Origin of the sequence: Tunturibacter gelidoferens (assembly GCF_040358255.1) — a bacterium.
GTDB lineage: Bacteria > Acidobacteriota > Terriglobia > Terriglobales > Acidobacteriaceae > Edaphobacter > Edaphobacter gelidiferens.
The window spans coordinates 2115535-2140925 of sequence record NZ_CP132938.1; the positions used below are offsets into that span (position 1 = coordinate 2115535).

22 protein-coding genes are annotated in these 25391 nt (G+C 59.8%); 6 read left to right on the plus strand and 16 right to left on the minus strand.

Annotation, left to right across the window (positions count from 1 at the left end; all coding sequences use genetic code 11):
• Window positions 1–99 precede the first annotated feature (99 nt).
• The 5 genes from RBB81_RS09355 to RBB81_RS09375 all read right to left on the minus strand — a co-directional run bounded on the left by RBB81_RS09355 (window position 100) and on the right by RBB81_RS09375 (window position 5561).
• Window positions 100–1887 (minus strand): DUF4097 family beta strand repeat-containing protein, encoded by a 1788-nt coding sequence (locus RBB81_RS09355; RefSeq protein ID WP_353073488.1) that lies wholly within the window; start codon window positions 1885–1887, stop codon window positions 100–102.
• Window positions 1888–1890: 3 nt separating this feature from the next.
• Entirely contained in the window at window positions 1891–3138 is a 1248-nt protein-coding gene (locus RBB81_RS09360) for a B-box zinc finger protein (RefSeq protein ID WP_353073489.1), read from the minus strand.
• Window positions 3135–4145 carry an anti-sigma factor family protein gene (locus RBB81_RS09365; protein WP_353073490.1) on the minus strand — a complete coding sequence of 337 codons (1011 nt, stop codon included), beginning with the start codon at window positions 4143–4145 and terminating at the stop codon, window positions 3135–3137. Before RBB81_RS09365 ends, RBB81_RS09360 begins: the two co-directional genes overlap by 4 nt.
• Window position 4146: 1 nt before the next feature.
• Window positions 4147–4962 (minus strand): RNA polymerase sigma factor, encoded by an 816-nt coding sequence (locus RBB81_RS09370; protein WP_353073491.1) that lies wholly within the window; start codon window positions 4960–4962, stop codon window positions 4147–4149.
• Window positions 4963–5033: 71 nt separating this feature from the next.
• Window positions 5034–5561, minus strand: coding sequence for a superoxide dismutase family protein (locus tag RBB81_RS09375; RefSeq protein WP_353073492.1), 528 nt, complete (start codon window positions 5559–5561; stop codon window positions 5034–5036).
• Between the two features lie 92 nt (window positions 5562–5653).
• On the opposite strand from RBB81_RS09375, the gene RBB81_RS09380 reads away from it, so the two are divergent.
• Entirely contained in the window at window positions 5654–7201 is a 1548-nt protein-coding gene (locus tag RBB81_RS09380; RefSeq protein WP_353073493.1) for a S10 family peptidase, read from the plus strand.
• 103 nt (window positions 7202–7304) lie between these two features.
• Here RBB81_RS09380 and RBB81_RS09385 read toward each other — a convergent pair whose 3' ends face one another.
• Window positions 7305–7919, minus strand: a complete 615-nt coding sequence (locus RBB81_RS09385; RefSeq protein ID WP_353073494.1) for a thymidine kinase — start codon at window positions 7917–7919, stop codon at window positions 7305–7307.
• A gap of 416 nt (window positions 7920–8335) precedes the next feature.
• On the opposite strand from RBB81_RS09385, the gene RBB81_RS09390 reads away from it, so the two are divergent.
• Both RBB81_RS09390 and RBB81_RS09395 read left to right on the plus strand, forming a co-directional pair.
• Window positions 8336–10423 (plus strand): S53 family peptidase, encoded by a 2088-nt coding sequence (locus tag RBB81_RS09390; RefSeq protein ID WP_179581672.1) that lies wholly within the window; start codon window positions 8336–8338, stop codon window positions 10421–10423.
• A 114-nt stretch (window positions 10424–10537) separates the two neighbouring features.
• A complete protein-coding gene (locus RBB81_RS09395) occupies window positions 10538–12277 on the plus strand; it encodes a hypothetical protein (RefSeq protein WP_183789586.1) in 1740 nt (579 codons plus the stop codon).
• A gap of 69 nt (window positions 12278–12346) precedes the next feature.
• On the opposite strand, the gene RBB81_RS09400 is transcribed toward RBB81_RS09395, so the two are convergent.
• The 3 genes from RBB81_RS09400 to RBB81_RS09410 form a co-directional block, all read right to left on the minus strand.
• Window positions 12347–12616 carry a hypothetical protein gene (locus RBB81_RS09400; protein ID WP_179581674.1) on the minus strand — a complete coding sequence of 90 codons (270 nt, stop codon included), beginning with the start codon at window positions 12614–12616 and terminating at the stop codon, window positions 12347–12349.
• Window positions 12617–12746: 130 nt separating this feature from the next.
• On the minus strand, window positions 12747–13184 hold the full coding sequence (locus RBB81_RS09405) for a VOC family protein (RefSeq protein ID WP_353073495.1): 438 nt from the start codon (window positions 13182–13184) through the stop codon (window positions 12747–12749).
• A gap of 18 nt (window positions 13185–13202) precedes the next feature.
• A complete protein-coding gene (locus tag RBB81_RS09410) occupies window positions 13203–13622 on the minus strand; it encodes a VOC family protein (RefSeq protein ID WP_353073496.1) in 420 nt (139 codons plus the stop codon).
• Window positions 13623–13862: 240 nt separating this feature from the next.
• Here RBB81_RS09410 and RBB81_RS09415 point away from each other — a divergent pair, with 240 nt between their 5' ends.
• Window positions 13863–14954 (plus strand): class I SAM-dependent methyltransferase, encoded by a 1092-nt coding sequence (locus RBB81_RS09415; RefSeq protein WP_353073497.1) that lies wholly within the window; start codon window positions 13863–13865, stop codon window positions 14952–14954.
• A 31-nt stretch (window positions 14955–14985) separates the two neighbouring features.
• Here the strand turns inward: RBB81_RS09415 and RBB81_RS09420 are convergent, their stop codons facing one another.
• The 6 genes from RBB81_RS09420 to RBB81_RS09445 all read right to left on the minus strand — a co-directional run bounded on the left by RBB81_RS09420 (window position 14986) and on the right by RBB81_RS09445 (window position 19735).
• Window positions 14986–15345 (minus strand): YbjQ family protein, encoded by a 360-nt coding sequence (locus tag RBB81_RS09420; RefSeq protein ID WP_179581678.1) that lies wholly within the window; start codon window positions 15343–15345, stop codon window positions 14986–14988.
• 186 nt (window positions 15346–15531) lie between these two features.
• Window positions 15532–15873, minus strand: coding sequence for an L-rhamnose mutarotase (locus tag RBB81_RS09425; protein ID WP_353073498.1), 342 nt, complete (start codon window positions 15871–15873; stop codon window positions 15532–15534).
• 39 nt (window positions 15874–15912) lie between these two features.
• Window positions 15913–16947: an anthranilate phosphoribosyltransferase gene (trpD, locus tag RBB81_RS09430; protein WP_353073499.1), complete on the minus strand. Its 1035-nt coding sequence runs from the start codon at window positions 16945–16947 to the stop codon at window positions 15913–15915.
• A 26-nt stretch (window positions 16948–16973) separates the two neighbouring features.
• The gene (locus RBB81_RS09435; RefSeq protein WP_353073500.1) at window positions 16974–17459 is read right to left on the minus strand and encodes a hypothetical protein; all 486 of its coding nucleotides are present in this window, start codon (window positions 17457–17459) and stop codon (window positions 16974–16976) included.
• A 41-nt stretch (window positions 17460–17500) separates the two neighbouring features.
• Complete coding sequence (locus RBB81_RS09440) at window positions 17501–18046, minus strand: hypothetical protein (RefSeq protein WP_353073501.1); 546 nt, start codon at window positions 18044–18046, stop codon at window positions 17501–17503.
• 75 nt (window positions 18047–18121) lie between these two features.
• Window positions 18122–19735, minus strand: coding sequence for a B12-binding domain-containing radical SAM protein (locus tag RBB81_RS09445; RefSeq protein ID WP_353073502.1), 1614 nt, complete (start codon window positions 19733–19735; stop codon window positions 18122–18124).
• Between the two features lie 268 nt (window positions 19736–20003).
• Between RBB81_RS09445 and sucC the strand changes: the two genes are divergently transcribed.
• Both sucC and sucD read left to right on the plus strand, forming a co-directional pair.
• Entirely contained in the window at window positions 20004–21182 is a 1179-nt protein-coding gene (sucC, locus tag RBB81_RS09450; protein WP_353073503.1) for an ADP-forming succinate--CoA ligase subunit beta, read from the plus strand.
• Window positions 21182–22072, plus strand: coding sequence for a succinate--CoA ligase subunit alpha (sucD, locus tag RBB81_RS09455; protein ID WP_353073504.1), 891 nt, complete (start codon window positions 21182–21184; stop codon window positions 22070–22072). Before sucC ends, sucD begins: the two co-directional genes overlap by 1 nt.
• Window positions 22073–22451: 379 nt before the next feature.
• On the opposite strand, the gene RBB81_RS09460 is transcribed toward sucD, so the two are convergent.
• Window positions 22452–25289 carry a M16 family metallopeptidase gene (locus RBB81_RS09460; protein ID WP_353073505.1) on the minus strand — a complete coding sequence of 946 codons (2838 nt, stop codon included), beginning with the start codon at window positions 25287–25289 and terminating at the stop codon, window positions 22452–22454.
• Window positions 25290–25391: the final 102 nt, after the last annotated feature.

Below are 25391 nucleotides of genomic sequence, written 5' to 3' on the forward strand. Positions count from 1 at the left end.
GTCCGAGGACTGACAGACGCCTCGACGTGCAGCCGATCGAGTTCACGCACTGCACATCCAGATCCCGCCCAGGTGCTGCCTTTGTCAGCGCAACTATGGTTATTGGTTTTGATCTTTCTGCTGTTTGGCCTCGCGTCTGGCTTCGTCGGCAGCTTGTTTGGCTTCACGCTTCGCTTCGTCGGCTTGGCGTTTCGCTTCATCTGCTGCCTGCTTTGCTTCGCGCTTACCCTCTTCCGCAGCCTGCTTGCCTTCACGGGCGGCGTCCTGCGCCTCCCGCTTCGCGTCCTGAATAGCCTGGCGTGCATCTTCCGGCATGGCGGTGATCTTTGGCATGGGAGGCAGAGGGGGCAGCGGCATGATGCTCCCCTTCTTCAAGGAGATGTCGCCCTGGCTGGTGGAGATATGCAGAAGGGGACCGCCTTTGCCTGCAGTGCCGTTGATGGTCTTCTTTTGGAGGCCGCCATCGGGGATTTGAATCTCGGAGAAGTCGCTCTCGATGTCGCCGTTGGTGGCGTCGAGTTGATAGGCGAAGTTGGCCTGCTCGGGCAGGGTGAGGTTGACGGAGCCGTTGCGATTCTCGACGGTGACATTGCCGAGAGGGGGTGCGCTGGTGAGGTCAACCGACCCGTTGCGATTGGTGACGGTGACATCGCCGGCGACCCGCTCCAGGGTCACGTTGCGGTTGCCTGCCGTGAGCGTAAGGGGACCGACGGCTTCACTGGCGGTGATGTCGGAGTGGCTGATATCGATCTCGCCATCGAGACGGGCGAACTGAAGATCGGTGCGGCTGGTGTGAAATTTGATGGGACCGCGGATGTGTTCGAAGTGCGTGGTACCGAAGAAGTCTCCACTCATGGTGACCGGGCCGGTGAGGTCAGAGAGTGTTGTGTCATGGCCGCGACCTTGAATGGTGAGGGGGCCGGAGACGCTATGCGCGGAGAGGTCGGAGTCGCTGTTGTTGACGTGAGTAACGACGGGTCCGGTGATGCCGGTGAGCTCGATGTTGCCGTGGTTGGCGGTAACCTGAAGCGGAGCCTTGAGTGCACTGACGTGGATGTCGCCGTGGTTGGCGGAGACAATTACAGGTGCAGTCGCCGGCAAGGTAATCGTGAGGTCGGCGCGGGTGCCGTCGATGGCTGGCATGGAGAGAGAGAGGCTGTCTCCGGTGTTGGTCAGATTCGGACTGAGTTTTTTGGCTTTGCTGTCGGCGTCAGAGTCGGAACGAGTGTAGACCTCTTTGTGGACGGAGATGTGAATCTGGTTGTCATCGCTGGTGCCGGAGATGGAGACGTCGCCGCGCGGGTTATCGACGGTGAAGCCGCTGTTGGCGGGGAACGATTGCGAGAGCATCTGGTCGCTCTCGTGTTTGTCGCCGAGAAACTCGTCGAGGTTATCTTGATTGAGGTTGAGACCGTTGAGCACGTAGCTGTGACCGTTGCCGTTGCGTACGCTGCTGAAGACGATCCCGGTTATGCCCAGGATCAGGAGCAGGGCGAAGACCCCACCTCCCAGCCGGCGACGATAACGGGGCTGGGTGTCATCGGACTGCATGTACTGGTCGTATGCCCATTCCAGGAGCATGATGACGCCGGCGCCTACGAGGAGGATCGGCCAGAAGCGGGCGTACCAGTCCCAGAGGCTGTGGGCTGCGACGCGACCGGTTTGCACCAGCAAGAAGAGGATGCCGATGGTGATGAGCAGCAGAGGTCCAAGGATGGAGCTGCGACGGAGGCTGCGGGCCTGATAGCGGTAGGCGTCACGCTGGGCGCGGGCCATGTCGCGCTGGGCACGGGCCTGCTCTTTGAGGACGCGGCGCTGATACTTCCAGTCGCCTCCGTAGGGTGGGCCGGGCGGTGGCGGATAGGGTGGAGGAGGATAACTTCCCATGGCCTAGCTCCCTTCCTGATCGTGCTGGTTGGAGGGGACGATGCTGGTGCTTGGAGGGGCCGGTGGGGGTGGAGCGACCGGGGAGGCCGGAGGAACCCCATAAGGGTAGGCTACGGCTGCGGCAGAGTTGAAAGAGGTGCGTTGAAAGACTGCCATGAGGCCGGCGACGATGATGAAGAGCGGCCAGCTATGGGACCAGGACAGAATGTCGAAGGAGTCGAGCAGGAAGAGGATACCAACGAGAATGACCCAGATGGAACCGCGCAAGGCGCTGAAGAGCCGGTATTGGTAGGCGGGGGTGCCGTCATCTGAGAGGCCGTTCCCTGTGCCGGTCATCTTGTGGACGAAGAGCCAGACGCCGAGTCCGATGAGGAAGAAGGGGATGATTCGGTGAATGGGGAAGTGGTGGAAGAGGCCTGCGTTGCCGATCAGGAAGATGCAGCCGAGACCAATCAGCCAGAGAGCGCCGGCGGGAAAGCGGTTACGCGGTGGCGTGAGGCCAGGATCCAGCGGGTAGGCGGGAGCGCCGTAGGGCGGGATCGGGGGTACGGGAGGAGCGTAGTTCTCCCAAGGAGTTCCCCAGGCGGCGGAGGGCGGCTGCTGGGGCGGATAGCCGGAGGGCGGTGGGGTGTAGGGGCTGCTGGGCGGGGAGTTTGGGACGTCGGGTGTCGGAGCGGTTCCTTGCGGAACGAAGGGGGCGGCTGAGCCTGATTGGGCTGTGCCGGGCCAGGACTTTCCGAAGCCGAGGCGTTCGCCGAGATCGTTCAGGCCGAAGGGATTTGGGAGCAGGGTGCCGTCTCGCCGGGCTTTGGCGGTGTGGTAGGCCTCGATAACCTGGTAGCACACCCAGCCGGCGATAAAGAGCCCGAAGATACCGTGCTCGTCGGCGAGGCTGACGAGGATCGCGAAGACGACCAGATGCACGACTCCCTTGGCGTATTGGCCGTTGTACATTGCACCTACGCCGGGGATAAAGCCTAAGAGTGCGGCGAGGCCGGGGTTTGGTGCTCCCGGAGGGATGGGGGGCGGAATGACGCCGCTGGCAGAGTAGTTTACGCCGGCTTCCGCTCCGCTATAGGCGTAAGAGCCGGCAGCGGGTGGTGGGGCTCCGGCACCTGAGAGTTTGGCGGCGAGGCAGGATTCGCAGAAGACAGCAGAGCCGACGGTGCGGGTGCACTCCTGGCAGAGTGGCTTGCCGCAGTTCTGGCAGAAAGCAACACGTTCACGTTCAGGATGGTTTGCGCAAGTCATACCAATCCCCCTTCCGACTTAATGACACTGGGAGTAAAGACAACAAAATTCTGAGACTGGAAGGGGAGAGGGGCCCGGGTACTAACTGACGCTACTAGCTGGATATTGCCGCCGGGGGTTTCGCGACGGCTGGAGCCAGGGTTGGGTTTGGGGCTGTTCTGCTTCTGGTCATTTTTCTGGCCGGGCTTCTGATCCTTTGGATCATTCGGCTGGGTGCCAGCTGGCTTGCTGTTTGGCTGGGACGAGTCGTTCTGGTTGGTTGGGGTGCTGGTCGTTCCGGCGGATCCCTCATCGTCGGAAGAGCGCTGCAGATCGCGGACGCGCGATTCAAGTTCGTAGACGACGCGAAGATTGTCGGAGTAACGGACTACCTTGGCTTTGGCCTCGTAGCAACTACGCAGAATACTGGAGGGTTTGAGGTCGCTGGCGCGAAGCTGACTGAGGCGGACCCCGGTGAGGTTCATGGTGAGGGCGATGGAGAAGAAGGCCATGGCAGCAGTCATTGCCAAGCGCGGCTGCAGCATGGTCTGGCCGAAGGAGCGGAGCCCGGAGGTGACGCGAGTGCGGAAGGGAAGCACCTTGGCAGAGGCGAAGGGATTGGTTGCGAGGTTGCCTGACGCGGAGGGAAGCAGAGTCGGATGGCTGAGGAGCGTATTCGGAGTGCGAAGGTAGTCGGTTCGGCCGAGGACGATCGGGGGTTGGTCTTCTTTGGCGGGGCCGAGGGCGGTTTTGCCGCTCGTCTGGGCAAGGATGCTCTCAAAGAGGGTGGCGGGGGGTTCGGGGCGGGGAGACTTGAGCATCTCCATCCAGGCGGCTCCGCGCTGGGCGTCGGCGAGCAGGCCGGCGCAACTGGGGCAGCCGATCATATGGGTGTCGAAGGTGGCCTGATCTGCCGCGGAGAGGGTGCCGTCGAGCGCGTCCACGAGCATGGCTTCGCATTGCGCGCAGTGCTGAGGATCGCCGGGTGCGCCGGGTTTGACGCTGCCGAATTGGTTGAAGTCTGCCACTTTAAACCACCTGCCCTTCTATACGTTGCAGAAGCCTTGCTAGTTCCCCGCGACCGCGGCTGATGCGGCTTTTTACCGTACCTTCGGGTATGCGGAGAACCTGTGATATCTCTTTGTAATCCATATCCTCGAGATCGCGGAGGATAACAGCTTCGCGAAGCTCTGGGGAGAGCTGCTTTAGCGCGTTTTGGACGCGAACTTTGAGCTCGAGACCGGCGACATGATGTTCCTGAGAGGGCCGGGGGTCGGCGAGCCGGTCGGCCATGGTGGGACCGTCTTCTTCGCCGTCAAAGGTGGCGTCGAGGGACTCGGAGGCGCGCTCGAGGCGGGTGCGGCGGAAGTGGTCGACCAGGAGATTGCGGGCCAGCGTGGTGATCCAGGTCTGGAAACTGCCCTTCTGGGTGTCGAAGCTGGAGAGGTTCTTGTAGAGCTTCAGGAAGACTTCTTGCGTCAGGTCTTCGGCGTCGGTACCCGAACCGGTGAAACGATAGCAGATGGCGTAGATACGGCGGTGCTGGGAGGCGACCAGCTGCTGCCAGGCCTGCGAGTCGCCGGCCATGCACTGGCGTACCAGTTTGGCGACTGCTTCCTGCGCTGCTTCCTGTTCTGGGGTACGCTCCAACTTCGCCTCAAGTGATTTTGTCGGTGGGAGAAGTGTACCGCGTGGAACGGGCGCTGGATTGATTTGTTGCTGTTGGATATGTGGGTTCTCGATAGCCTTAAGAGCAGGCTGCGAGATGTGCTGCGCGGGGATTCTGGGCAGACGGCGCGTCGCAACTTTGAGCTCTGTGTATCGGCTCGCGGTTGGAATCGTCATGTGTAAAACGCCCATGCATTGCTATACGCATGGGCGTTCCGGTTTGTTCAAAGATGGACAGTGGATGTGGGTTAGGGAGTAGGAGCCGAGATGACGCCGCAGGCGATGCGGTTGCCGGAGTTGCCGGAGGGGTCGGTCTTCATGTCGTCGCCCTTCTCGTGGATGACGATGGAGGTTCCGCCGTTGGCGAGGATGCTGTTGGCGGCGGCAGGGTCCATCGAGAGATAGTCGACGTTGAAGGTGGCCTGGCCGAGATGGCCTTCGCCGATGGTGACATTGGTCGGCAGGTCGCCCGCGTGGTGTCCCATGGGGTTCTGGAAGCCATGTTGCTTATTCTCGGGGTTGAAGTGACCGCCGGCGGTCTTGAAGTCGGGTGCGTCGCAGAGCGGTTTGGCGTGGATGTGGACACCGTGCTCGCCTACGGGAAGGTTCTTGAGGTCGAGCTTGATGTGAACACCTTTCTTCGTAGGGCTGAAGGTAGCGGTGCCTGCGTCCTCGCCGGTGGCGGTCTTGATGGGGACGACAACGGCATCTTTTGGTTTGGCGAAGGCTGGAACGACGAGAAGACTGAGAGTGACGGCGGCGAGGATGCTGCGCATAAGCTGTTTCTCCGAATTACCTACACATGAGAATAGCGAAGTATTTGTTTGGGTTGCGTGCTGTTTCGAAACATCTATGTAAAATTTGGATCATGATTTCAACGCGGTCCTCGATCCTGACGAAGTTGCTTGTTTTTTCGTTCCTTCCAACGATTTTTTCTGCTGTGGTTGCTCTCTCTGCGACTGCGCAGACCGCGCCGGATGCGAAGCCGGTGGATGCGAAACCCGCAGCTACGCCAGGACTGTCGGTCACACTGCCACCCCTGCCGGCGGATGCTCACGTGGATCAGACGATGCAGTTTGAGGGAAAGACGCTGCACTACACCGTGACCGTAGGCACGCTGCCGGTGCGGGATAGTAAAGGCGGGCTGAGCGGGGAGGTCGTCTATACCTCGTACGTTGTCGAGGGGAAGGACCGGCCGGTTACGTTTGCGTTCAATGGCGGACCCGGTGCGGCTTCGGTGTATCTGAACCTGGGGGCGATTGGGCCGAAGAGGGTGGCGTTCGGGGCGGAGGGGCAGAGTCCGTCGGATCCAGCTACTCTGATGGACAATCCGGGGACGTGGCTGGATTTTACGGATCTGGTTTTTATCGACCCGATCGGGACGGGGTTTTCTCGTTCGCTCGTGTCGGAGGAGGAGTCGAAGAAGCAGTTCTATGGCCCGGACCAGGATATTGCGTATCTGTCGCGGAACATCTACGACTGGCTGGTGAAGAACGGGCGGCTGCAGTCTCGCAAGTACATTGTGGGCGAGAGCTACGGGGGGTATCGCGGGCCGAGGCTGACGGCTTACCTGCAATCGCAGACTGGCGTCGCGGTGAATGGGTTGGTGCTAGTTTCGCCGGCGCTGGCTCCGCAGGCTGGTTCGCAGGATATCTCGCCGATTCCGTGGATGATCACACTGCCTTCGATCGTCGCGGCGAACTATGAGCGACAAGGGAAGCTGACGAACGAGAGTATGGCCGAGGTGATCGACTACACGCGCGGCGAGTATGCGGTGGATTTGATGAAGGGCAACAGCGATCCGGCGGCGACGCCTCGTCTGGTGAAGAGGGTGACGGAGCTGACGGGGCTTGATCCGACGTTTGTGAAGCAGTCGGGTGGGCGGCTGGAGACGCAGGCGTTTCTGCGGGAAGAGTTTCGTGAGACGGGCAAGCTGGGGAGTCGCTATGACCCGAATGTGACGGCTTACGATCCGTTTCCTTACAACCCGACGCAGGAGACGCAGGACCCGATTCTGTTGAGCATTATTGCGCCGACGACTACGGCGATGGTGGATTTTGTGACTCGCACGGTTGGTTGGAAGACGGATGCGAGCTATAACGCGCTGTCGTTCGATGTGAACAGAATGTGGGATAACAGCGGGCGGAATGGCGCGTTTTCGGGGTCGGCTTCTGCGACAGATCTGAGGGTTGCGGTGGCTACCGATCCGAAGCTGCGCGTGGTGATTGCGCATGGATGGGCGGATCTGTCTTGTCCGTTTATGGGGTCGGTGCTGACGGTGAGCCAGATTCCGCCGATGGGCGATCCGACGCGGGTGCAGGTGCATGAGTACCCCGGTGGGCACATGTACTATGCGCGGCCAGCCAGTTCGCTGGCGCTGCGCAAGGATGTGATGGAGATGGTGTCGAAGCACTGACAGGGTCCTGCCGGACGGGCCGCCTGCGCGGCGGGCGGCCACTTCGTGGCGGGTGTACCTTGTCTTGGCTGAGTGGCTGTTGTGTGCCTCGCGTTGCTCGGCTTCAACTGCTGCTTTGGATCGAGAGGAACTCCAGTTGCTCGGTGTGCTGGTCGTCGAGGAAGGGCTCGAAGTGGGTGCGGCAGCGGGCTTCGTAGAGGCCGGCGGCGCCTACGAGGACGAGCTCTTGGCTTTGTCCCAGGCGCTGGGTGTGGATGGCGGGGGCGCCGCAGACCATGCAGACGGCGGAGAGCTTAGTGACCTCGTCGGCGATGGCCATGAGAGCGGGAATGGGGCCGAAGGGCTCGGCGTTGAAGGTGGTGTCGAGGCCTGCAATGATGATGCGTTTGCCTAGGTGAACGAGCTCCACGGTGATGGGGAGGATGGTGTCGTCGAAGAACTGAGCCTCGTCGATACCGATGACGTCGATGGTGTCTAACTGAGGCAATAATGAGGCTTTGAGGTGCTCCACATTGGTGACGGTGCTGGCTTCGTGGGTTTGGGAGCTGTGGCTGGCGATGGAGGTGCGGTGGTAGCGGAGATCGATGTCGGGCTTGTAGCAGGCGACGCGCTGGCGGGCGATGCGGGCGCGTTTGAGGCGGCGGATGAGCTCTTCGGATTTTCCGGAGAACATGGGGCCTACGATGGTTTCGATTCTGCCTGGGATGGGGTGGGTCATTGTGCGGAGGCCTTTGTTGGGGTCTCTGGTTATCCTAAACGGCGCTTGCGGTGGATTTCCGGGGAGTAATTTTTTTGCCGGGAGAAATGTGGTTTTTGCTGGGGGTTTTGGGAAAAACGGCGTTTTGATTGTGGTTTTTTGGTGGTGAGAACGTGGTGGATTGCGTGGTAGACGCGGTGATTTGGCAGCGTGTTTTTCTGATCTCAAAGATGTGACAGCTTGGTGAAGTTTTTTTTTGCCTCACGCAAAAACGATTTTGACGCTTGACCGCAGCCTTGGGGCAACCGTAGTATCCATCCACCGACGACACAGCGCACCAACGACGAAGCCTTGCAATCCCACTTTGGTTGTACTCTCCCACGCTTCTCCCACAACTGCTCCAGACAGACAAACCCAATTCAACGAGGATTTTAGCTATGACGCAGCACTACTTTCGTAATCATGTCTCTCCTCGCCTTACCTTCGCCGCTGCGCTTGGAGTTCTGGCGCTGACGGCGGGTTCGGCATTTGCTGCCACGGCCGGCCAGACGAACCTGGGCCCAGAAGACGAGTCGAAGCAGATTTCAGTGACTGTTTGGCTGAATCCGCATAACAAGGCCGCTTTGGATACGGCGGTTCAGCAGATGTATGACAAGGAGTCAGCGAGCTATCATCACTTTCTGACGCTGAAGCAGTTCAACGAGCAGTACGCGCCGACTGCGAAGGAAGCCGGTGTGGTTCGCGAATATCTGGCGGCTCACAATCTGAAGGTCAAGTCGACCGAGAAGAACAATCGGTTTGTTGTGGCTGAGGGCCGGGTTGGGGACGCGCAGGCGGCTTTCAATACGAAGATCAACCGGGTGATGGTGAACGGAGAGGTTCACCATGCCAACACGGCGGAGGCTTCGGTTACAGGAGAAGCGGCTCCGCTGGTGGCTACGGTGCAGGGGCTGAGCGATCTCAAATATCGAGCGCTGGTGAAGCCTTCCGTCAACCCGGAGAGCGGCGTGCCTTATGAGGGGGTTTCGCCATCCGCGGTTGGCGCCGATGGACTGTTCTACAGCGCGGACTGTCTCCGTGGGGCTGCGTCGAAGGTTTTCAAGACGGACGGCGGATTTCCGGAGGCGTTCTACGCGGGCAACCTGTATGGGGCGAGCATTACCAATGCCAAACCGCCTAACCTGCCGCCGTGCGGCTACGATGCGGCTGAGATCCAAGAGGCGTACGGCCTGAAGCCGCTTTATAAGAAGGGCCTGGATGGGGCCGGGCAGACCATCGTTATTGTCGATGCCTTTGGCTCGAACAGTATCGTGTCAGATGCCAATCTGTTTTCTCAACTGAATGGATTACCTGCGCTCACGCCATCGAACTTCCAGATCGTGGAGCCGACTGGGCCGGCTACCTGCACAGCTACCAACGGATGCATTGCGGGGAACTGGCAGTACGAGACGACGCTGGACGTGGAATGGGCACACGCGATTGCGCCGAATGCCAATATCGTCCTGGTGTTGGGAGCAGACAACTCATTTACCAACCTCGATCTTTCCAACCTTGCTGCGATCCAGAATGGATATGGCAACGTGATCTCGAACAGCTTCGGGATTTCAGAGATAGCGCTGAAGGAGTTAGATCCGTCGGAGCTGGTGGTAGAGAACGGGATTGCGCAGATCGCTGCGGCATTGGGCATCTCGCTGAACGTATCTACCGGCGATAGCGGGGATGAACTGATCACGAATAATGCCGACTTCGGCATCAACGCGGTCTCTGTCAACGCAAATGCCGACTCTCCGTATGCGACGGCGGTTGGCGGCACGAGTACGTTTCTGGACGCCCACAACAACATCAAACTGCAGACGGGATGGGGTTTGAACCTTGCGCGAATCGCCAACGCGAATCCGAATCCTCCGGTGATTCCTCCACTCCTCTTTGGTTTTCAGTCTGGTTCGGGGGGAGGCACCAGCGTTGTCTATGCCAAACCTAAGTTCCAAAAGAGCCTGAAGGGGAAGTTCCGCCTGCTGCCGGATATCTCTATGAATGCGGACCCACAGACCGGCAACGAGGTCGTTGTTTCGCCCGATGGAGTTCCTGCTCACGGGACTCAAGTGCTGGTGTTCGGGGGGACGAGTCTTTCTTGCCCGATGTTCTCCGGCTACTGGGCGATCGCGAACCAGGCTGCCGGAGCGCCGCTTGGACAGGCTGCGCCAATTCTTTATGAGTTGTCTGAGGGTGCAATCATAGACGTCAATGTGACACCAGTCGATACGCTGCTGAACGTATCGGGACTTATCATCGATCCGCCGAATAGTCCGATCTTTGAGAGTCAGTCTGCTCTGGCGCAACCGTTGGAGAACACGAAGCTGTTTGTGAGTGCGTTGTACAACAGCCCGAGTTCGACTCGCTGGGACGTGCTGACGTTCGGGACGGACTCGTCGCTGGTCACGGGCCCCGGCTGGGACAACGTGACTGGACTGGGTACGCCGAATGGAGCGACGTTCATCAACGACGTAGTTAAGGCTGTGCAGTAGAAGCAGGATTAGATCTTTCGAGGTTGTATCCGGGCCGGAGGTCTCATGCGAAACGATCCGCCAGAGACTCCGGCCGGAAGTACGTCCATCTTTGAAAACTCAATGAGGACACTTATGAACACTTCCCGTTTGTTAACCTGGGCGATTTCCGCCGCGTTTGCCATCCCACCCTCACTCCATGCCACCCAACAGAAGCACATCGATGTACACAAGAAGGGAACGACCAGTATGGCTCAGGCCAGAGCACTGGTTGAGGCTCCTGAGACTTCGGCACTTTATGCGATGAAGCCGAAGGCGATGCGGAAGCAGATGCCGAAGCCGTTCGTCAGCAAATCTCGCGTGGAGCTGAATCAAGCGACGAGCGCAGGTCTTGTATTTGGCGGCTTTCCTATAGTGGCTCCCGATAAGACGTTTTCCGGCTTCGACGCTCTCGACTCGACGGACTCCGGAGAAGCCAACGGATTTGTTGTGGAACCTCCCGACCAAGGTCTTGCGACCAACGGAGAGGATATTCTGGAGCCGGTGAATCTGGCGCTGCGGGTGTTCACGAAGACGGGAGCTGCTTTGACGCCGCCGGTGAGTCTGAATGCGTTCTTTGGCGTGCCGACCGCACCTAATAAGGACGGCACGACGGATCAGTTGTCCGATCCACGTGCGTTCTATGATTGGGAGTCGAAACGCTGGTTCGTGACGATACTCGAATACGCCACCACGCCTGCGGGGAATTTGAGCGGAGGGTCGGAGGTGCTGGTTGCCGTCAGCGATACGAGCGACGTTCTGGGCAGCTTCACGGTGCAGTCCATCGATGTCTCTGACGCGAGTTTTGGTCAGTGCCCGTGCCTGGGTGACCAGCCGTTGCTGGGACTGAACAAGGATGGTGTGTATCTGAACACGAATGAGTACTCGAACACGACGGGGTTCTTTCAGACGGCACTGCTGATTGCGGTCAGCAAGCGCGACCTGATCGCAGGATCGTCGAGCGTTTCCGCTGCAGGCTTTGACGGTCTGCCGGTGGCAGAAGGGCAGGCGTTTTCGATTCAGCCTTCGTTTCCTTCGCCCGGAACCTCGACCACAGAGAATCGCGGGACGGAGTACCTTGTTAGTTCGCTCGACTTCACCGGAACGGTGGACAACCGTCTGGCAGTGTGGTCGCTCACCAACACTCAGAGTCTGAATGGAAGTGTGCCTAACCTGAACCTGCAAGTGACGGTTATTACAACGCAGGAGTATGGGCAACCGGTTCCCGCGGTACAGAGACCTGGAAGCTATCCGCTGGGTCAATCCCTGGGAGAGCCTGAAGAGGCGATCGACACGGGCGACGACCGCCTGCAGCAGGTGTTTTACTCACAGGGCAAACTTTACACGGGGTTGACCACAGTGCTTCTTGAGCCGAAGGAGACCACTGGACCGCGAGCGGGCGCTGCCTGGTTCGCGATTGAGCCGAATGCCACCTTCGCTTCTTTGTCGGCGAAGATATGGAAGCAGGGACTGATAGGGATCGACGACGGTTCGGTCATGTACCCCGCATTCGCGGTGAACGCTGCAGGAGATGGCGTGATCGCCTTCAGCCTTACGGGCCAGAACTATTTTCCAAGCACGGGTTACGTGGATTTCAGCAAGGGGAGCGTTTCGCCCAAGGTGCATCTGGCCGGCATTGGTCAGACACCGGACGACGGTTTCTCTGGCTACCCGGAGTTTGGGGGCGGAGGAGTGGGTCGCTGGGGCGATTATTCCGCGGCGATGGTGAGTCCGAATGGAGACCTCTGGATGGCTGCAGAGTATATCCCGAATACTTTCTCTCGCCCACGGACCAAATACACCAACTGGGGTACGTTCATTTACCAAGTGCATTGAGGCAAAGGGCGTGCGTTCTGACGAACGTCCGCCCTTCATTTCGTCTGGCTGGAGAGGACCGTATGGCTGCTATTCGTGGGGCTGATGGCGGTCTTCTGGTGATGCGTAGTGGGTCGTGATGTCAGTCGCGGTGATATCGATTTTGGAGCTGGCGGCAATTGTTTGTGCGATCTGCTGATCGGTGTGTCCCTGCTTGCGGAGAGTTTCAATCTCGTCGCTGATCATGCCGACGAAAGATTGGATGGGAAACATTTCGGCTCCCAGGCCTGCGAGTTTACGGAGCGCGTTCTGGGCGCGAATGGCTTCTTCGATCGGGTAGCTCTTGCTTTCGTCGGGCATGGGATCTCCTTGTGGATGGATAAGTTCAAGGACCAGGTGAGCTGGTTTGTCCTGATCAGTATGGACCGATCGGATGCAGACGCGGAGGCTTTAGCGCGGCGGGTTTCGCGTGAGGTCAACTCTGAGGTTGCTACTTTTCGATGGGATAGAGGGATTCTTCCGGGGCGTTGGTGGGGCTCTCGAAGTCGAGTTTGTAACCGTCGGGGTCCGGAAGGATGGTGACCCACATCGCGTTGCCAACGAAGGGCCGTTGGGGCTGAAGACCCTGTGAGAGCGCTGCGTGGTAGATGGCGAGGGCGTCCTTGCATTGGAAGCAGAGAGAGACGCCTTCGCCTAGTTTGCCGGGTGGGCGTCTTTCGGGGCTGAACTCCTGGAGCATGAGGGCTGCGCCTTCGAGTTGAAGCCAGCACCAGCGAAGCTTGCCGTCGTCGATCCACTCCCTGGTCTTTTCAAAGCCCAGGCCGTCGAGGTAGAAGCGGAGGGACGCTTCGAGGTTCGAGACCCAGAGGAAGGGAACTACCTGCTGGATGTTGGGAGCGAGTTTTTCCGGATAGGTTTCGACGGTCATAGGGCGGGCTCCTGTTGGTTATGCGGGAGGCTCTTCTTTCTTTTCGACGGCGACGAGGGGGTGCCAGAGTTCGATGCGGTTGCCTTCGGGGTCGGTGATCCAGGCAAAGCGGCCGTAGTCGGAGTCTTCGCGATGGGGATCGATGGGGATGTTTTCTGCTGCGAGTTGGGCGAGGAGTTCATCCAGATTGTCGACGCGATAGTTGACCATAGCTTGCTGCGGGCCTTTCTCGTTGCCCTTGCCGAAGTAGGGGGTGTCTTCGGGGAAGAGAGACCAGATGGTCATTCCGGTGGTGGCGGGGATCTCGTCGGTCCAGAGGAGGGTGGCGCCGCCGTATTCGGAGAGGGTGAGGCCCAGGTGTTTGGCGTACCAGGCGGAGAGGGTTTTGGGATCGCGTGCGCGAAGGAAGATGCCGCCAATGCCGGTGACTCGGGCCATGAATGCCTCCTTGATTTTAAGACGAGTATATACACGGGAATTCCGGGATGCGGGATGGAGGGACCTAGGCGCCGACGTTGACGCTGGGGTGAGTGTCCGAGTATGCTCCTCGGCAGTTGGTGGGCCCGGGAATCTGCGCGACATCATGTGCCGGCTCGTGTGCTTGCTCTCGACTACTCCTGCGCACAACTTAGAACTGCTGTCGCGAACCCCGAATCAATTTTTTCCGAGGAGATTGCGATGGCTACGACACAGCAGGCGACCCCACAGGGGCGAGAGATTAATCCGGATGCGTTGAATGCGCTTCTGGGGCGTGTGGTTCAGGATATGGGTGCTGCGATGCAGGCCCCGCTGATTTTGATTGGCGACAAGCTGGGGCTCTATCGGGCGATGGGGGATGGAGAGCCCGTGACTCCGGCGGAGCTGGCGAAGAAGACGGGCACCGCGGAGCGCTATGTGCGCGAGTGGCTGAATGCGAATACTGCTGGGAGGCTGATGGAGTTTGATGCGGCGAAGGGGACTTATTTTTTGACGCCGGAGCAGGCGCTGGTGCTGGCGCTGGACGATACGCCGGTGCATCTGCCGGGGTTTTATCACATGATGGCCTCGGTGATGAAGGATGAAGAGAAGCTGACGGAGATCTATCGCACGGGCAATGGGATGGGTTGGCACGAGCATGAGAAGGGGCTGTTTGAAGGGTGTGAGCGGTTCTTCCGGCCGTCCTATCTTGCGAATCTTGTCTCCAGCTGGATTCCTGCGCTGGAGGGTGTGGAGGCGAAGCTGAAGGCGGGGGCGCGGGTGGCGGATATTGGCTGCGGGCATGGAGCTTCGACGCTGCTGATGGCGAAGTCTTATCCTGCCTCGAAGTTTTTTGGGTTTGATTATCATGGGCCGTCGATCGAGAAGGCTCGTGCGAAGGCGGAGGCTGCGGGGGTGGCGGATCGCGTGACGTTTGCTGTGGCTTCAGCGAAGGATTTTCCGGGGAAGGATTATGACCTGGTGGCGTTCTTCGACTGCCTGCATGACATGGGCGATCCGGCGGGGGCGGCGAAGCATGTGAAGACGACGCTGGCGCCGGGTGGCACCTGGATGATTGTTGAGCCGTCTGCCCAGGACGATACGGCGGCGAATCATAATCCGGTGGGGCGAATCTACTACTCGGCTTCGGCGACGATCTGCGTGCCTTGCTCGCTGGCGCAGGAGGTTGGGCTGGGGTTGGGAGCGCAGGCGGGGCCGGCGAGGATCGAGAAGGTGGTGCGGGAGGGCGGGCTTACACACTTCCGCAAGGCTGCGGAGACGCCGTTCAATATGGTGTTTGAGACGCGAGGTTGATGGGGAGGGTGGCGGCTTCTACTGCTTTGCTTTACTGCTTTTCTACGACGACGGCGGTGCCGTAGGCGAGGACTTCGGTGACGCCGTTCATGAGTTCGTTGGCGTCGTAGCGGAAGGCGATGACGGCGTTGGCACCGAGCTGGGCGGCGTGGAGGGTCATCATGGCGTAGGAGTCCTGGCGGGTCTTCTCGCAGAGTTCGGTGAAGAGAGTGATGTCGCCGCCGACGATGGTCTGGAGGCCGGCGCCGATGGTGGCAACGATGTTGCGCGAGCGGACGACGATGCCGCGGACGATGCCGAGGTTCTGGACGATGCGGTAGCCGGGGAGCTCGAGGGCAGAGGTGACGAAGGCCGGGTTGATGGAGTTTGCGGGCGGCGGGTAGGTCGACATTTGGAGCAGGCTCCTGACTTGCTGGAGAAGATACGGGTTGGGGTTGGGTTTGGTTCCGGTGTGCGTGTTAATGCGGGTTTCGCGTTGGGGTAGACGCTACCGAATGGAGGGCAAAAGCAGATTCCTCCGCTTCACTGCGGAATGACAACAGGGAGAGGAGTAGACCACCCCCATAGCGATAGGAGATTAGTCGATGTGAAAGATTTCGTCGAGGGGGGACATGAGCTGGCCGGGGTCTTTGCCGTTGGTCTGGACGAAGAAGTCCTTCATCTCGGACTGCCAGAGGGCGTTGATGGGTTCGTTGCGCATTCTTGTCTGGGCCAGCTGGAAGTCGTCGGTTTCGAGGTAGCCGATGAGCTGGCCGCCTGGGGTGAGGAAGAGGGAGTAGTTGTGCCAGCCGGTGCGCTGGAGGGCGGCGATCATGTCGGGCCAGACGGCGGCGTGGCGACGGCGGTACTCGTCGAGGCGGTCGGGCTTGATTTGGAGGAGGAAGCAGACTCTTTGTTTGGTGGGGTGCTCTGGGTTCATGGGGCTCCCTTGTTTGTTGCTCGATGCTTGTTGCTTGACTCAGACGCGGAGGTTGGCGATGAGTCGGGTGACGGCTCCCGAGTCGATGGTTTTCGCGGCGAGGGCTATACCGTTGGGGAGGTCGAGAGCAAGGTCTGCGGCGACGAGGACGGCGGCGGCGTTGAGCAGGACGATGTCGCGGCGGGGGCCTTGCTCGCCGGAGAAGATGGTGGTGAGGATGGCGGCGTTGGTCTGCGCGTTGCCGCCCTGGAGGGTTTCGATGGGGGCGCGCGGGAGGCCGAGGTCTTCGGGGGTGACGGTGGCGATGGTGACGGCGCTGTCGTGGACTTCGGCTAGCTGGGTGGGGCCGCTGATGGAGATCTCGTCGAGACCTTTTTCGCGGAGAGTGCTGCCGTGGACGACGAAGGCGTGATGGGTGCCGAGGAGGGACATGGCTTCGGCGACGATGGGAACGAGATGCGCGGCGTAGACGCCCATCACCTGCGCGGAGGCTCCGGCGGGGTTGGTGAGGGGGCCGAGGATGTTGAAGATGGTGCGGACTCCGAGGGCGCGACGGACGGGCATGACCGCCTTCATGGCGGGGTGCAGGCTGGGGGCGTGGAGGAAGGCGAAGTGGTGGGTGCGGAGGGCGGTTGCGGCTTGCTCGGGGGTGAGGTCGACGGGAATGCCGAGGGCTTCGAGGACGTCGGCTGAGCCGGTCTGCGAGGTGATGGCGCGGTTGCCGTGTTTGGCGACCATGAGGTTTGCGTCCGGGGTTGCGGCGGCGACGAGGGCGGCGGCGGTGGAGATGTTGAAGGTGCCGCTGGCGTCGCCGCCGGTGCCGCAGGTGTCGACTAGATTCTTCCGCTCTGCGTCGGTGAGGGGGATGGGGGTTACGGCGGTGCGCATGACGTCGACGAAGCCGGCGATCTCGGAGGCGGTTTCGCCGCGGGCTGCGAGGGCTCCGAGGAGGGCGGCGATCTCGAGGTCGGTGAGCTGGCCGGAGAGGATCTGCTGCATGAGGTCGCGGGCTTGTTCGCGGGTGAGAGTGGAACGGGCTTCGAGGATCTGCTTGAGATGGGGCTGGGGCGGCATCGGTTAAAGCGTAGCAGGTGGGGATGCTACTTTGTTTGCCCTGTCTGCCCGGTCCCAGGGCCAAACCATTCGTACATGTTGCGGTACGAGTCGTGAAGCTTTTCAAGATCGCCAAAATTGAATGGATCGTACCAATCCGATTGTCCTGAGAAAGGGTCTACGGAGCGTTCTAACTCGACCTCCAGGGAGTGATCCGCTGAGGCGATGTAATTTGTCCCAGGAACACCCGGGAATGAAAGCACTACCTGGGCATAGCCTTGAGTCCCTTTTTTGTCGAGGAATCGTCCGGTAGCAACGATATTTCCATCATCATCTTTCACAGTGCACTCTACGGTTGCTTTATAGAAGACCTGTGTGGTGGCATCCAAATCGGTCTCGCATGTCGCGATCAACATGCCACTTACTTCGTCGAAATCGATTGAAGTGCTCCCCGTTACTCCCTGAGCCGATCCTTTGCGGCCAAGGCAGATACAGAGAAGGACGGCAAAGATGATTCGAGTAAGACGCCTCATATCGTATCTCCTCAATGTGTTTGTGGCGTATGGAAACACCTTCAGAGCGGCTTTCCAAAACTCTCCAATATCGTTGCATGGAGCTTTTTGAAAGCCTCTTCTCTCATACTGTTACGAAGTAGATCGCGATACCGAAGGGTGACGGCATCTTCTTGTTGCTCCAAAGTTTTGAGCTCTGTTGGAGGATTCGGGTCCTCTCCTGGTCCAATAACGCCGTAGGGGAAACGAGCGTGAAACCGGGTGATGATCTCGACGACCCGCGCATGAATTGGATCGATTTCTCCTTGATAGGCGAGCGACAGTCTTTTTAGATTTGCACTGTCAACGTCGCTCAGTTGGAATCGGACCGCCAAAAGGCGCCTGAAATATGGTTTAGGATCGTGCGAAGCTTCGGCTTCATCGGCGAGTTTCTCGTATGTAATCGATTGCCGGAACAACGTTCGAAAAGCGTTCCTATCGAGCCTGTCGGGAGAGGCCGGCGAAGTGGGAATTTGCTGTGCTCCAGATTGTGGGCAGTGAAGAAAAAGCGCCAGCACTATGAACGCAACAGTTGGCAGAGGAGGATGAAAGATTCGCTGTGCTCCCATAGGGGAACACTTTTGCATCTTTGGAAGAGGTTGGCAAGGCAATTCAATCAGCGTGCTTGCTGATCCGCTGACTTGCTATAGCTTTGTGATGACAGTGAAGGGGGACGGATTCTCCTGGGGGCCGAGGAAGGCGGGACGTCGGAGGTTGGCGGAGGAGAAGGCGTGCTCCCATGCGGGGGATTGGAGTTCGGGCATGGGTTTGGCGGCGAAGAGTTTGCGGCATTGCTTCGCGGTCCAGCGAGCCCAGGTCTTGGATTTCTTGCGGCGGGCGCTGTCGGTGGAGATGCCGGTGCCGGCGTACATCTGGCGGTAGAGCTTGGAGAGGAACATGAACGCTACGCGTGCGCGGAGGGTCGGGGTGCAGGCGCTGCGCTGCCAGATGGAGGTCCAGTCGTAGAAGCGGTCCCAGACTTTTTGCGTGCGCTGGCTGATCTCGATGGAGCTCATGGAGGGATGCGGGGTGAACATCTTGGGGCGGATGGCGGTGGGGATGAGCCAGTAGCGGGTGATGGGGATGTCGCCGGTTGGGGTTGCGACGACTTCGGGGGCTTTGGCTTGCTCTTTTTCCCAGCGGCCGAAGTCGACGGTTCCAGGGAAGGGCGTCATCATGACGAACTGGGCGAAGGTGACGCCGGCTTTGAGAGCCATCTCGACGGTGGCGTCGAAGGTGGCGGGCTTGTCGGTGGGGAGGCCGAAGATGAAGGAGCCGAGGACGTGGACGCCGTGCTTCTTGAAGGTCTGGAGCTGGCGGGCGAGGGCTTCGCCTGAGTAGTTGAAGTCTTTGAAGACGGCCTTGAGGCCTTCGGGGGTGACGGCCTCTACGCCTACGAGTGCTCCCTTGATGTTGGCCTTGCGCATGGCGTCGAGGTACTCGCCGTCTTCGCCGGCTTCCATGGTGATCTGGGTGAAGAAGACCATGTCTTTGGGGAGCTTGGCGAGCTCGGCCATGAGGAGGAAGCGTTCGGCGCGGATGGCGGTGAGTTCGGCGAGTTTGGCTTCGTTGTTTTGTTCGCGTGCGAGGCGGAGGTCGGTGAGGGTGACGGGGTAGAAGTTGTCGTCGGCGAGGGCGATGAAGCGGAAGCCGATCTGGCGGAGGTTGACGATCTCGTCGATGACGGACTGGTGGGGGCGCTGGCGGGGCTGCTGGCCGTCGGTGCGCCAGACGCTGCAGAAGGAGCAGTGCTTGGGGCAGCCACGGATGGTTTGGACGGAGGCCCACATGTACTTGTCGCGGGGCATGAGATCCCAGCGGGCGGCGAGGAAGTCGGTGCCGCTGATGCGGCCGCCTTCGTAGATTTTTTCAGGTTGAGAGCCGGTGAGGATGTCAGTCACGGCTTTGCCCCAGGCGATGTCGCCGTCGCCTTTGACTACTGCGTGAGCGTTTCCGCGTTCGAAGGCTTCTTCGGGAAAGAGCGTGGCGTGGATGCCGCCGTAGATGACCCAGGCTCCACGCTCGCGGGCGATGCGTCCGACCTCGTAACCGCGGAGTGCGTTGCCGGTGTGGACGCTGATGCCGACGATGTCGCCGGACTGGATGGATTCGGGGATGATTTGTTCGATGGACTCGTCGATGAGGATGGGGTCGCCTGCGATAGAGGGTGTGGCGGCGGCGAGGACGAAGAGCCAACGGGGTGTGATTACAGCGGTTCCAAAGGAGTTGTCGCTGGGATTTACGAGATGAACACTCAAGAATCCAACTTTGCTGAAGCGGGTACGGTGGGTTCACAGAGTGTTTGAGAGTGGAACGAATCAGCACCTAGCTGCGGCTGGGCCCGAGTGCCGGCCGGGAAGATTCCCGCCAGACTATGTTGCCTATCATACAGAGGCAAGATGAAGGCAGGCTTAAGGTTACGCGCAGAGGGACGGGCGATAAACGCACATTTGTGCGAGTTTCTGATTGCGAGGGATTGTGAGAGTCCGCTACACTTCTCGCGCGAGCGTTATTTCAAAGGCATTCATGAAAATTCACGAGTATCAGGCAAAAGAGATTCTGCGGAAGTACAGTGTGCCGGTTCCGGGCGGCGAGATGGCGACAACCCTGGAGCAGGCCGATACCGCGGCGAAGAGCCTCTTTGGTGCGGGAAATAAGGTTGTGGTGGTGAAGGCGCAGATTCATGCCGGTGGGCGTGGCAAGGGCGGTGGCGTCAAGCTGGCGAGGACACTCGAAGAGGCGAATGCGGCGGCGAAGGCGATTCTGGGGATGCAGTTGGTGACGCACCAGACGGGGCCTGCCGGGCAGAAGGTGCAGAGACTGCTGATCGAAGAGGGATCGGCGATCGAGCGGGAGCTTTATCTCGGGCTGGTGCTGGACCGGGCTTCGGCGAAGGTGGTGTTTATGGCCTCGCAGTCGGGTGGGATGGAGATTGAAGAGGTGGCGCATGCTACGCCGGAGCTTATCTACAAGGAGTACATCGATCCGGCGGTGGGTTTTGCGCCTTATCAGGCGCGGAAGCTGGCGTTCAAGCTGGGATTGAAGACGACGCAGATCAACGATGCCGTGAAGTTTATGACAGGGTTGTACAAGGCGTTTGTGGAGACGGATTCGACGCTGATGGAGATCAATCCTTTCATCACGACGAAGGATGACAAGCTGCTGGCGCTCGATTGCAAGATCAACTTTGATGACAATGCGATGTTCCGGCATAAGGATCTGAAGGAGCTTCGCGATCTGGCGGAGGAAGATCCGCTGGAGGTTGAGGCGAGCAAGTTTGCGCTCAACTACATCAAGCTGGATGGCACGATCGCCTGCATGGTGAACGGCGCTGGGCTTGCGATGGCGACGATGGACATCATTCAGTATGCGGGTGGCAGCGCGGCGAACTTTCTGGATGTGGGTGGCGGGGCGAACCAGGAACAGATTGAGAATGCGTTTGGGATTTTGCTGAGCGATCCTAATGTGAAAGCGATCTTCATCAATATTTTTGGCGGGATTCTGCGGGTGGATGTGCTGGCTCAAGGCGTAGTGAACGCCGCGAAGAAGCTGGGCGTGAAGATACCGATCATTCTGCGACTCGAAGGAACGAACGTGGAAGAGGGCCGGAAGATTCTGGCGGACTCGGGATTGAACTTTCAGGTGGGAACGACGATGAAGGAAGCCGCGGATCTTGCTGTGGCTGCTGCGAAAGGTGGCAAGTAATGGCGGTTTTGGTTGACAAGAATACGCGGCTGATTGTGCAGGGGATTACGGGGCGTGAGGGTACTTTTCACGCGAAGGGCTGCGCGGAGTATGGGACGAAGGTTGTGGGTGGCGTGACGCCGGGTAAGGGTGGGACGACGCATGAGGGATGGCCGGTGTTCAACACTGTCGAAGAGGCGGTGAAGGAGACGGGGGCGAATGTGTCGGTGATCTTTGTGCCGCCGCCGTTTGCTGCGGATGGGATTCTGGAGGCTGCGGCTGCGGGTGTTCCGCTGGTGATCTGTATTACTGAGGGGATTCCTGTGCTGGACATGGTCAAGGTGTGGGAGTTTGTGAAAGGGACTGGATCAAACGGCAAGGGGACTCGGCTGATTGGGCCTAACTGTCCGGGGGTGATCTCGCCGGGGAAGGCTAAGGTCGGGATTATGCCGGGGCGGATTCATAAGGAAGGCTCGGTGGGGATTGTTTCGAAGTCGGGCACGCTGACGTATGAGGCGGTGTATCAGCTGACGACGCGGGGGATTGGGCAGTCTACGGCGATTGGGATTGGGGGCGATCCGATTATCGGGACGACTCATATCGATGCGCTGAAGCTGCTGAATGAGGATCCGGAGACTGAGGCGATCATCATGATCGGTGAGATCGGCGGGTCGGCGGAAGAGGCTGCGGCGAAGTACATCAAGGAGCATGTGAAGAAGCCGGTGGTTGGGTTTATTGCCGGGCAGACGGCTCCTCCGGGGAGGCGGATGGGACATGCGGGGGCGATCATCTCGGGCGGCGAGGGGACGGCTGCGGAAAAGATGAAGGCTATGACCGAGGCTGGGATTACGGTGGTGAAGTCGCCTGCGGAGATTGGTGAGGCTATGGCGAAGGTGCTGGGGAAGGCTTAGTTTCTTCGGTTGTAGATGTGGCAGGGAGAAGGCATACCCAGGGGCTAAAGCCCCTCCTGATGCGCTGATTTAGAGACCCAAGGCCAAAGCCTTGGGGGTACCTAGATGCAGAGGCAACTGCAGATGCAACTGCAAAATACGGGGGTCTCTCCACTGCGCTGCTCACGATGAGACTGTGAGCAGCTTCGGTCGAGATGACGCTTCTACGGTTTTGCAGGAGAAAGCAACAGCAAAGTCAAAGCCAAATGCAAATGCAGGCGTTCTTCGCTCCACTTAGGATGACAAGATTTATTGGGCGTTGAGAGAGAAAGGCCGCAGAGTGAGTGCTCTGCGGCTCTTTTTTGTTGGGAAGCGCTGATCACTTCGTTGTTACGGAGGGTTATTTGATGAGGGTGCCGGTGGTGTCGCGGTACTCGATGGGGCCTAGGTTGAGTTCTTTGAGGCCGGGTTCGATTTTGGCGCGGTCGCCTACGGCCATAAGGATGAGCTGGTCGGGATGGACGTCGGTTTGGGCGGCCTTTGATACTTCGGCGGGGGTGACGGCTTCGTACCGGGCGGGTAGCTTGGCGAAGTAGTCGAGGGGGAGGCTGTAGACGAAGAGTTGACGGAGGCCGCCGATGGAGGCTTTGGTGGTTTCAAAGTCTCCAGGGAGTGAGTGGAGGAGCGAGTCTTTTGCGAGTTTGAGTTCGGCTTCGGTGGGAGGCTCGGTGCGGATGCGGTTGAGCTCCAGCATGAGCTGCTTGGCGGCGGGAGCGGTGACGTCGGTGCGGACCTGGGCTCCACTGTAGAAGGGGCCTCCGGTGCGGTACATCATGAAGCCTGAGCTGGCACCGTAGGTGTAGCCGTGTTCTTCGCGCAGGTTCATGTTGATACGGCTGGCGAAGAGGCCTCCGAGGACGTTGTTCATGATCATGACGGCGGGGTAGTCGGGCGTGGTGCGGGGAAGGCCGAGACCGATGGCGAAGAGGGCGGTTTGTGGTGCGCCGGGCTTGTCGACGATGACGATCTTCAGGCCGGGCGGGGTGGGAGCGGGAGGTACGGCGATGGTCGTCGCTGCTGATCCGGACCATGGGGCGAAGTACTTGTCGGCGAGGTGTTTGACTTCGGATTCGTTGACGTCGCCGGCGAGGACAAGTGCGGCGTCTTTGGGGCCGTAGTGGGCTTGCCAGAAGCTGGTGATGTCGTCGTGGGTGATGGATTTGATTCCGTCGGTGTTGCCGATGGAGCGGATACCGTAGGGATGGTCGCCGTAGAGAGTGCGGAAGCCTACGCGAAGTACGGAGGCTACGGGTTGATCGCCTTCCTGCAGAATGGCGACGAGGCGTTGTTTGCGAATGCGCTCTACTTCTTCGGGCGCGAAGGCAGGGTGCTCGATGACGTCAGAGAGGAGGTCGAGGCCCGCTTCAGTGTTGTTGCTGAGTGCGCTGAGGCTGGCGTTGGCGCTGTCGACGTCGGCGGCAGAGGTGAGGGTAGTGCCGATCTGTTCGGCGTTGTCGGCAAGTGTGGTGGCGGAGCGTTGGGTGGTTCCTTCGGTGAGGAGGCGGGCGGTGAAGCCGGCGAGGCCAGCTTTGGCTGGCGTGTCAGACTCGCTGCCGGCACGGGCTACGACTGCTGCGCTGAAGACGGGAAGAGAGTGATCTTCGAGAAGGTAGACCTGGAGGCCGTTGGAGAGAGTGAAGGTCTTCGGGACTGGGAGGTGAAAGGCGTTGGTTGGGCCGGGTGCGGGTGCGGTCTTGCGCCAGTTTTGCTGGTCTTCGAACTGCGCGGTGTAGGGCGCGGTGAGCTTGACGTCGGCGTCGGTGTTGTCGGGGCTGCGGGGGACATCGTCGACTACTTTTTTGCCGGGGACGCAGTTGACGACGACGCTTTGGTCTTTGCCGAGGTACTGCGTCGCGGCTTGCTTGACGGAGGCAATGGTTGCGGCCTGGTAGCGAGCGATGTCTTTGGGCAGGTAGCCGGGGTCGTCGAGGAACTGGTTGTAGCGGTCGAGGGTGTCGGCGACGCCACCGAAGCCTCCGAGACGCTGGAGACCGGTGATCTTGGCGGTGACGTCTACGGTGCGGGCTCGGTCGAGTTCGGCTTGCGTGGGACCTTCCGATTGCAGGCTGGCTACTTCTTTCCAGAGCGCTGCTTCGAGGGTGTCTAGCGAGACGCCGGGTTTGGCGGTGATGTCGCACTGGGCGATGGAGCCAAGCTTGAGATCGTTGAGAGCGCAGGTGACGGTCTGAGCGACTTGCTGCTCGTAAACGAGCTTGCGGTAGAGACGGCTGGCTTTGCCTCCGCCGAGGATGTGAACGAGAAGATCGGTTTCTGCGTCGCCGGGAGTGAAGACGGGAGGGGTGAGCCAGGCTACGGAGAGGCGCGGGAGTTGGACGGAGTCGGTGACGGTTGCGCGTTTTTGGGCGTTGATGGGTGGGGTTTTGACGGTGACGGGTTCGACGGGTGGGCCTTGTGGGATAGGGCCGAAGTATTTTGTGAGGAGAGCTTTTAGCTTTGCGGCGTCGAAGTCGCCGGCGATGGCGATGCTGGCGTTGTTGGGGGTGTAGAAGTGCTGGTGAAAGTCGCGGATGTCGTTGATGCGGGCGGCTTCGATGTCGGCGTGGGAGCCGATGACGGAGGCGTAGTAGGGGTGCTCGTGGGGGAAGAGCATGTGGTACGCCTGCTCGTCGGCGAGCGCGTAGGGAGTGCCTTCGCCCTGGCGGCGCTCGTTGCGTACGACGTCGCGCTGGTTGGTGAGCTTGACGCGGTCGAGGCCTTCCAGGAGAAAGCCCATGCGGTCGCTTTCGAGCCAGAGGCCCAGCTCGAGCTGGTTGCTGGGGAGGGTCTCGAAGTAGTTGGTGCGGTCGAAGTCGGTGGTGCCGTTGATGTCGGTGGCGCCTGCGCCTTCAAGGTATTTGATGTGGGCTTTTTCGCCGACGTGCTCGGAGCCTTCGAACATCATGTGCTCGAAGAGGTGGGCGAAGCCGGTGCGGCCAGCCCGCTCGTTGAGTGGGCCGACGTGATACCAGAGGTCGATGGCGACGAGGGGGAGGCGGTGGTCTTCGTGGGTAAGGACGACGAGGCCGTTGGGGAGGGTGTACTTTTCGTACTTGAGTTCGGGGAGCTTCAGTGGCTTGGCAGCCGGGAGATTGTCTGCAGCAATTGCCATTGGCGTAGTTACAAGGCCGCATAAAAGTGCTGCGGCAAATTTCTTGAATGCGAACTGGGGTGCTTTCATCTGTTCTCCACGGAGGCCCGGCAGGTCTTTTAGAGAGTGCCTGCGTACTCAGATTGCAACGGTGAAAGGATGATATCAACCTGGTGGGCGAATGACCTGAAG

Bases quoted from the DNA above. Each gene is read 5' to 3' on its own strand.
- RBB81_RS09355 (WP_353073488.1), bottom strand. From the start codon at position 1,887: ATGGGAAGTTATCCTCCTCCACCCTATCCGCCACCGCCCGGCCCACCC.
- RBB81_RS09360 (WP_353073489.1), bottom strand. From the start codon at position 3,138: ATGACTTGCGCAAACCATCCTGAACGTGAACGTGTTGCTTTCTGCCAG.
- RBB81_RS09370 (WP_353073491.1), bottom strand. From the start codon at position 4,962: ATGACGATTCCAACCGCGAGCCGATACACAGAGCTCAAAGTTGCGACG.
- RBB81_RS09375 (WP_353073492.1), bottom strand. From the start codon at position 5,561: ATGCGCAGCATCCTCGCCGCCGTCACTCTCAGTCTTCTCGTCGTTCCA.
- RBB81_RS09380 (WP_353073493.1), top strand. From the start codon at position 5,654: ATGATTTCAACGCGGTCCTCGATCCTGACGAAGTTGCTTGTTTTTTCG.
- RBB81_RS09385 (WP_353073494.1), bottom strand. From the start codon at position 7,919: ATGACCCACCCCATCCCAGGCAGAATCGAAACCATCGTAGGCCCCATG.
- RBB81_RS09390 (WP_179581672.1), top strand. From the start codon at position 8,336: ATGACGCAGCACTACTTTCGTAATCATGTCTCTCCTCGCCTTACCTTC.
- RBB81_RS09395 (WP_183789586.1), top strand. From the start codon at position 10,538: ATGAACACTTCCCGTTTGTTAACCTGGGCGATTTCCGCCGCGTTTGCC.
- RBB81_RS09400 (WP_179581674.1), bottom strand. From the start codon at position 12,616: ATGCCCGACGAAAGCAAGAGCTACCCGATCGAAGAAGCCATTCGCGCC.
- RBB81_RS09405 (WP_353073495.1), bottom strand. From the start codon at position 13,184: ATGACCGTCGAAACCTATCCGGAAAAACTCGCTCCCAACATCCAGCAG.
- RBB81_RS09410 (WP_353073496.1), bottom strand. From the start codon at position 13,622: ATGGCCCGAGTCACCGGCATTGGCGGCATCTTCCTTCGCGCACGCGAT.
- RBB81_RS09415 (WP_353073497.1), top strand. From the start codon at position 13,863: ATGGCTACGACACAGCAGGCGACCCCACAGGGGCGAGAGATTAATCCG.
- RBB81_RS09420 (WP_179581678.1), bottom strand. From the start codon at position 15,345: ATGTCGACCTACCCGCCGCCCGCAAACTCCATCAACCCGGCCTTCGTC.
- RBB81_RS09425 (WP_353073498.1), bottom strand. From the start codon at position 15,873: ATGAACCCAGAGCACCCCACCAAACAAAGAGTCTGCTTCCTCCTCCAA.
- trpD (WP_353073499.1), bottom strand. From the start codon at position 16,947: ATGCCGCCCCAGCCCCATCTCAAGCAGATCCTCGAAGCCCGTTCCACT.
- RBB81_RS09435 (WP_353073500.1), bottom strand. From the start codon at position 17,459: ATGAGGCGTCTTACTCGAATCATCTTTGCCGTCCTTCTCTGTATCTGC.
- RBB81_RS09440 (WP_353073501.1), bottom strand. From the start codon at position 18,046: ATGGGAGCACAGCGAATCTTTCATCCTCCTCTGCCAACTGTTGCGTTC.
- sucC (WP_353073503.1), top strand. From the start codon at position 20,004: ATGAAAATTCACGAGTATCAGGCAAAAGAGATTCTGCGGAAGTACAGT.
- sucD (WP_353073504.1), top strand. From the start codon at position 21,182: ATGGCGGTTTTGGTTGACAAGAATACGCGGCTGATTGTGCAGGGGATT.
- RBB81_RS09460 (WP_353073505.1), bottom strand. From the start codon at position 25,289: ATGAAAGCACCCCAGTTCGCATTCAAGAAATTTGCCGCAGCACTTTTA.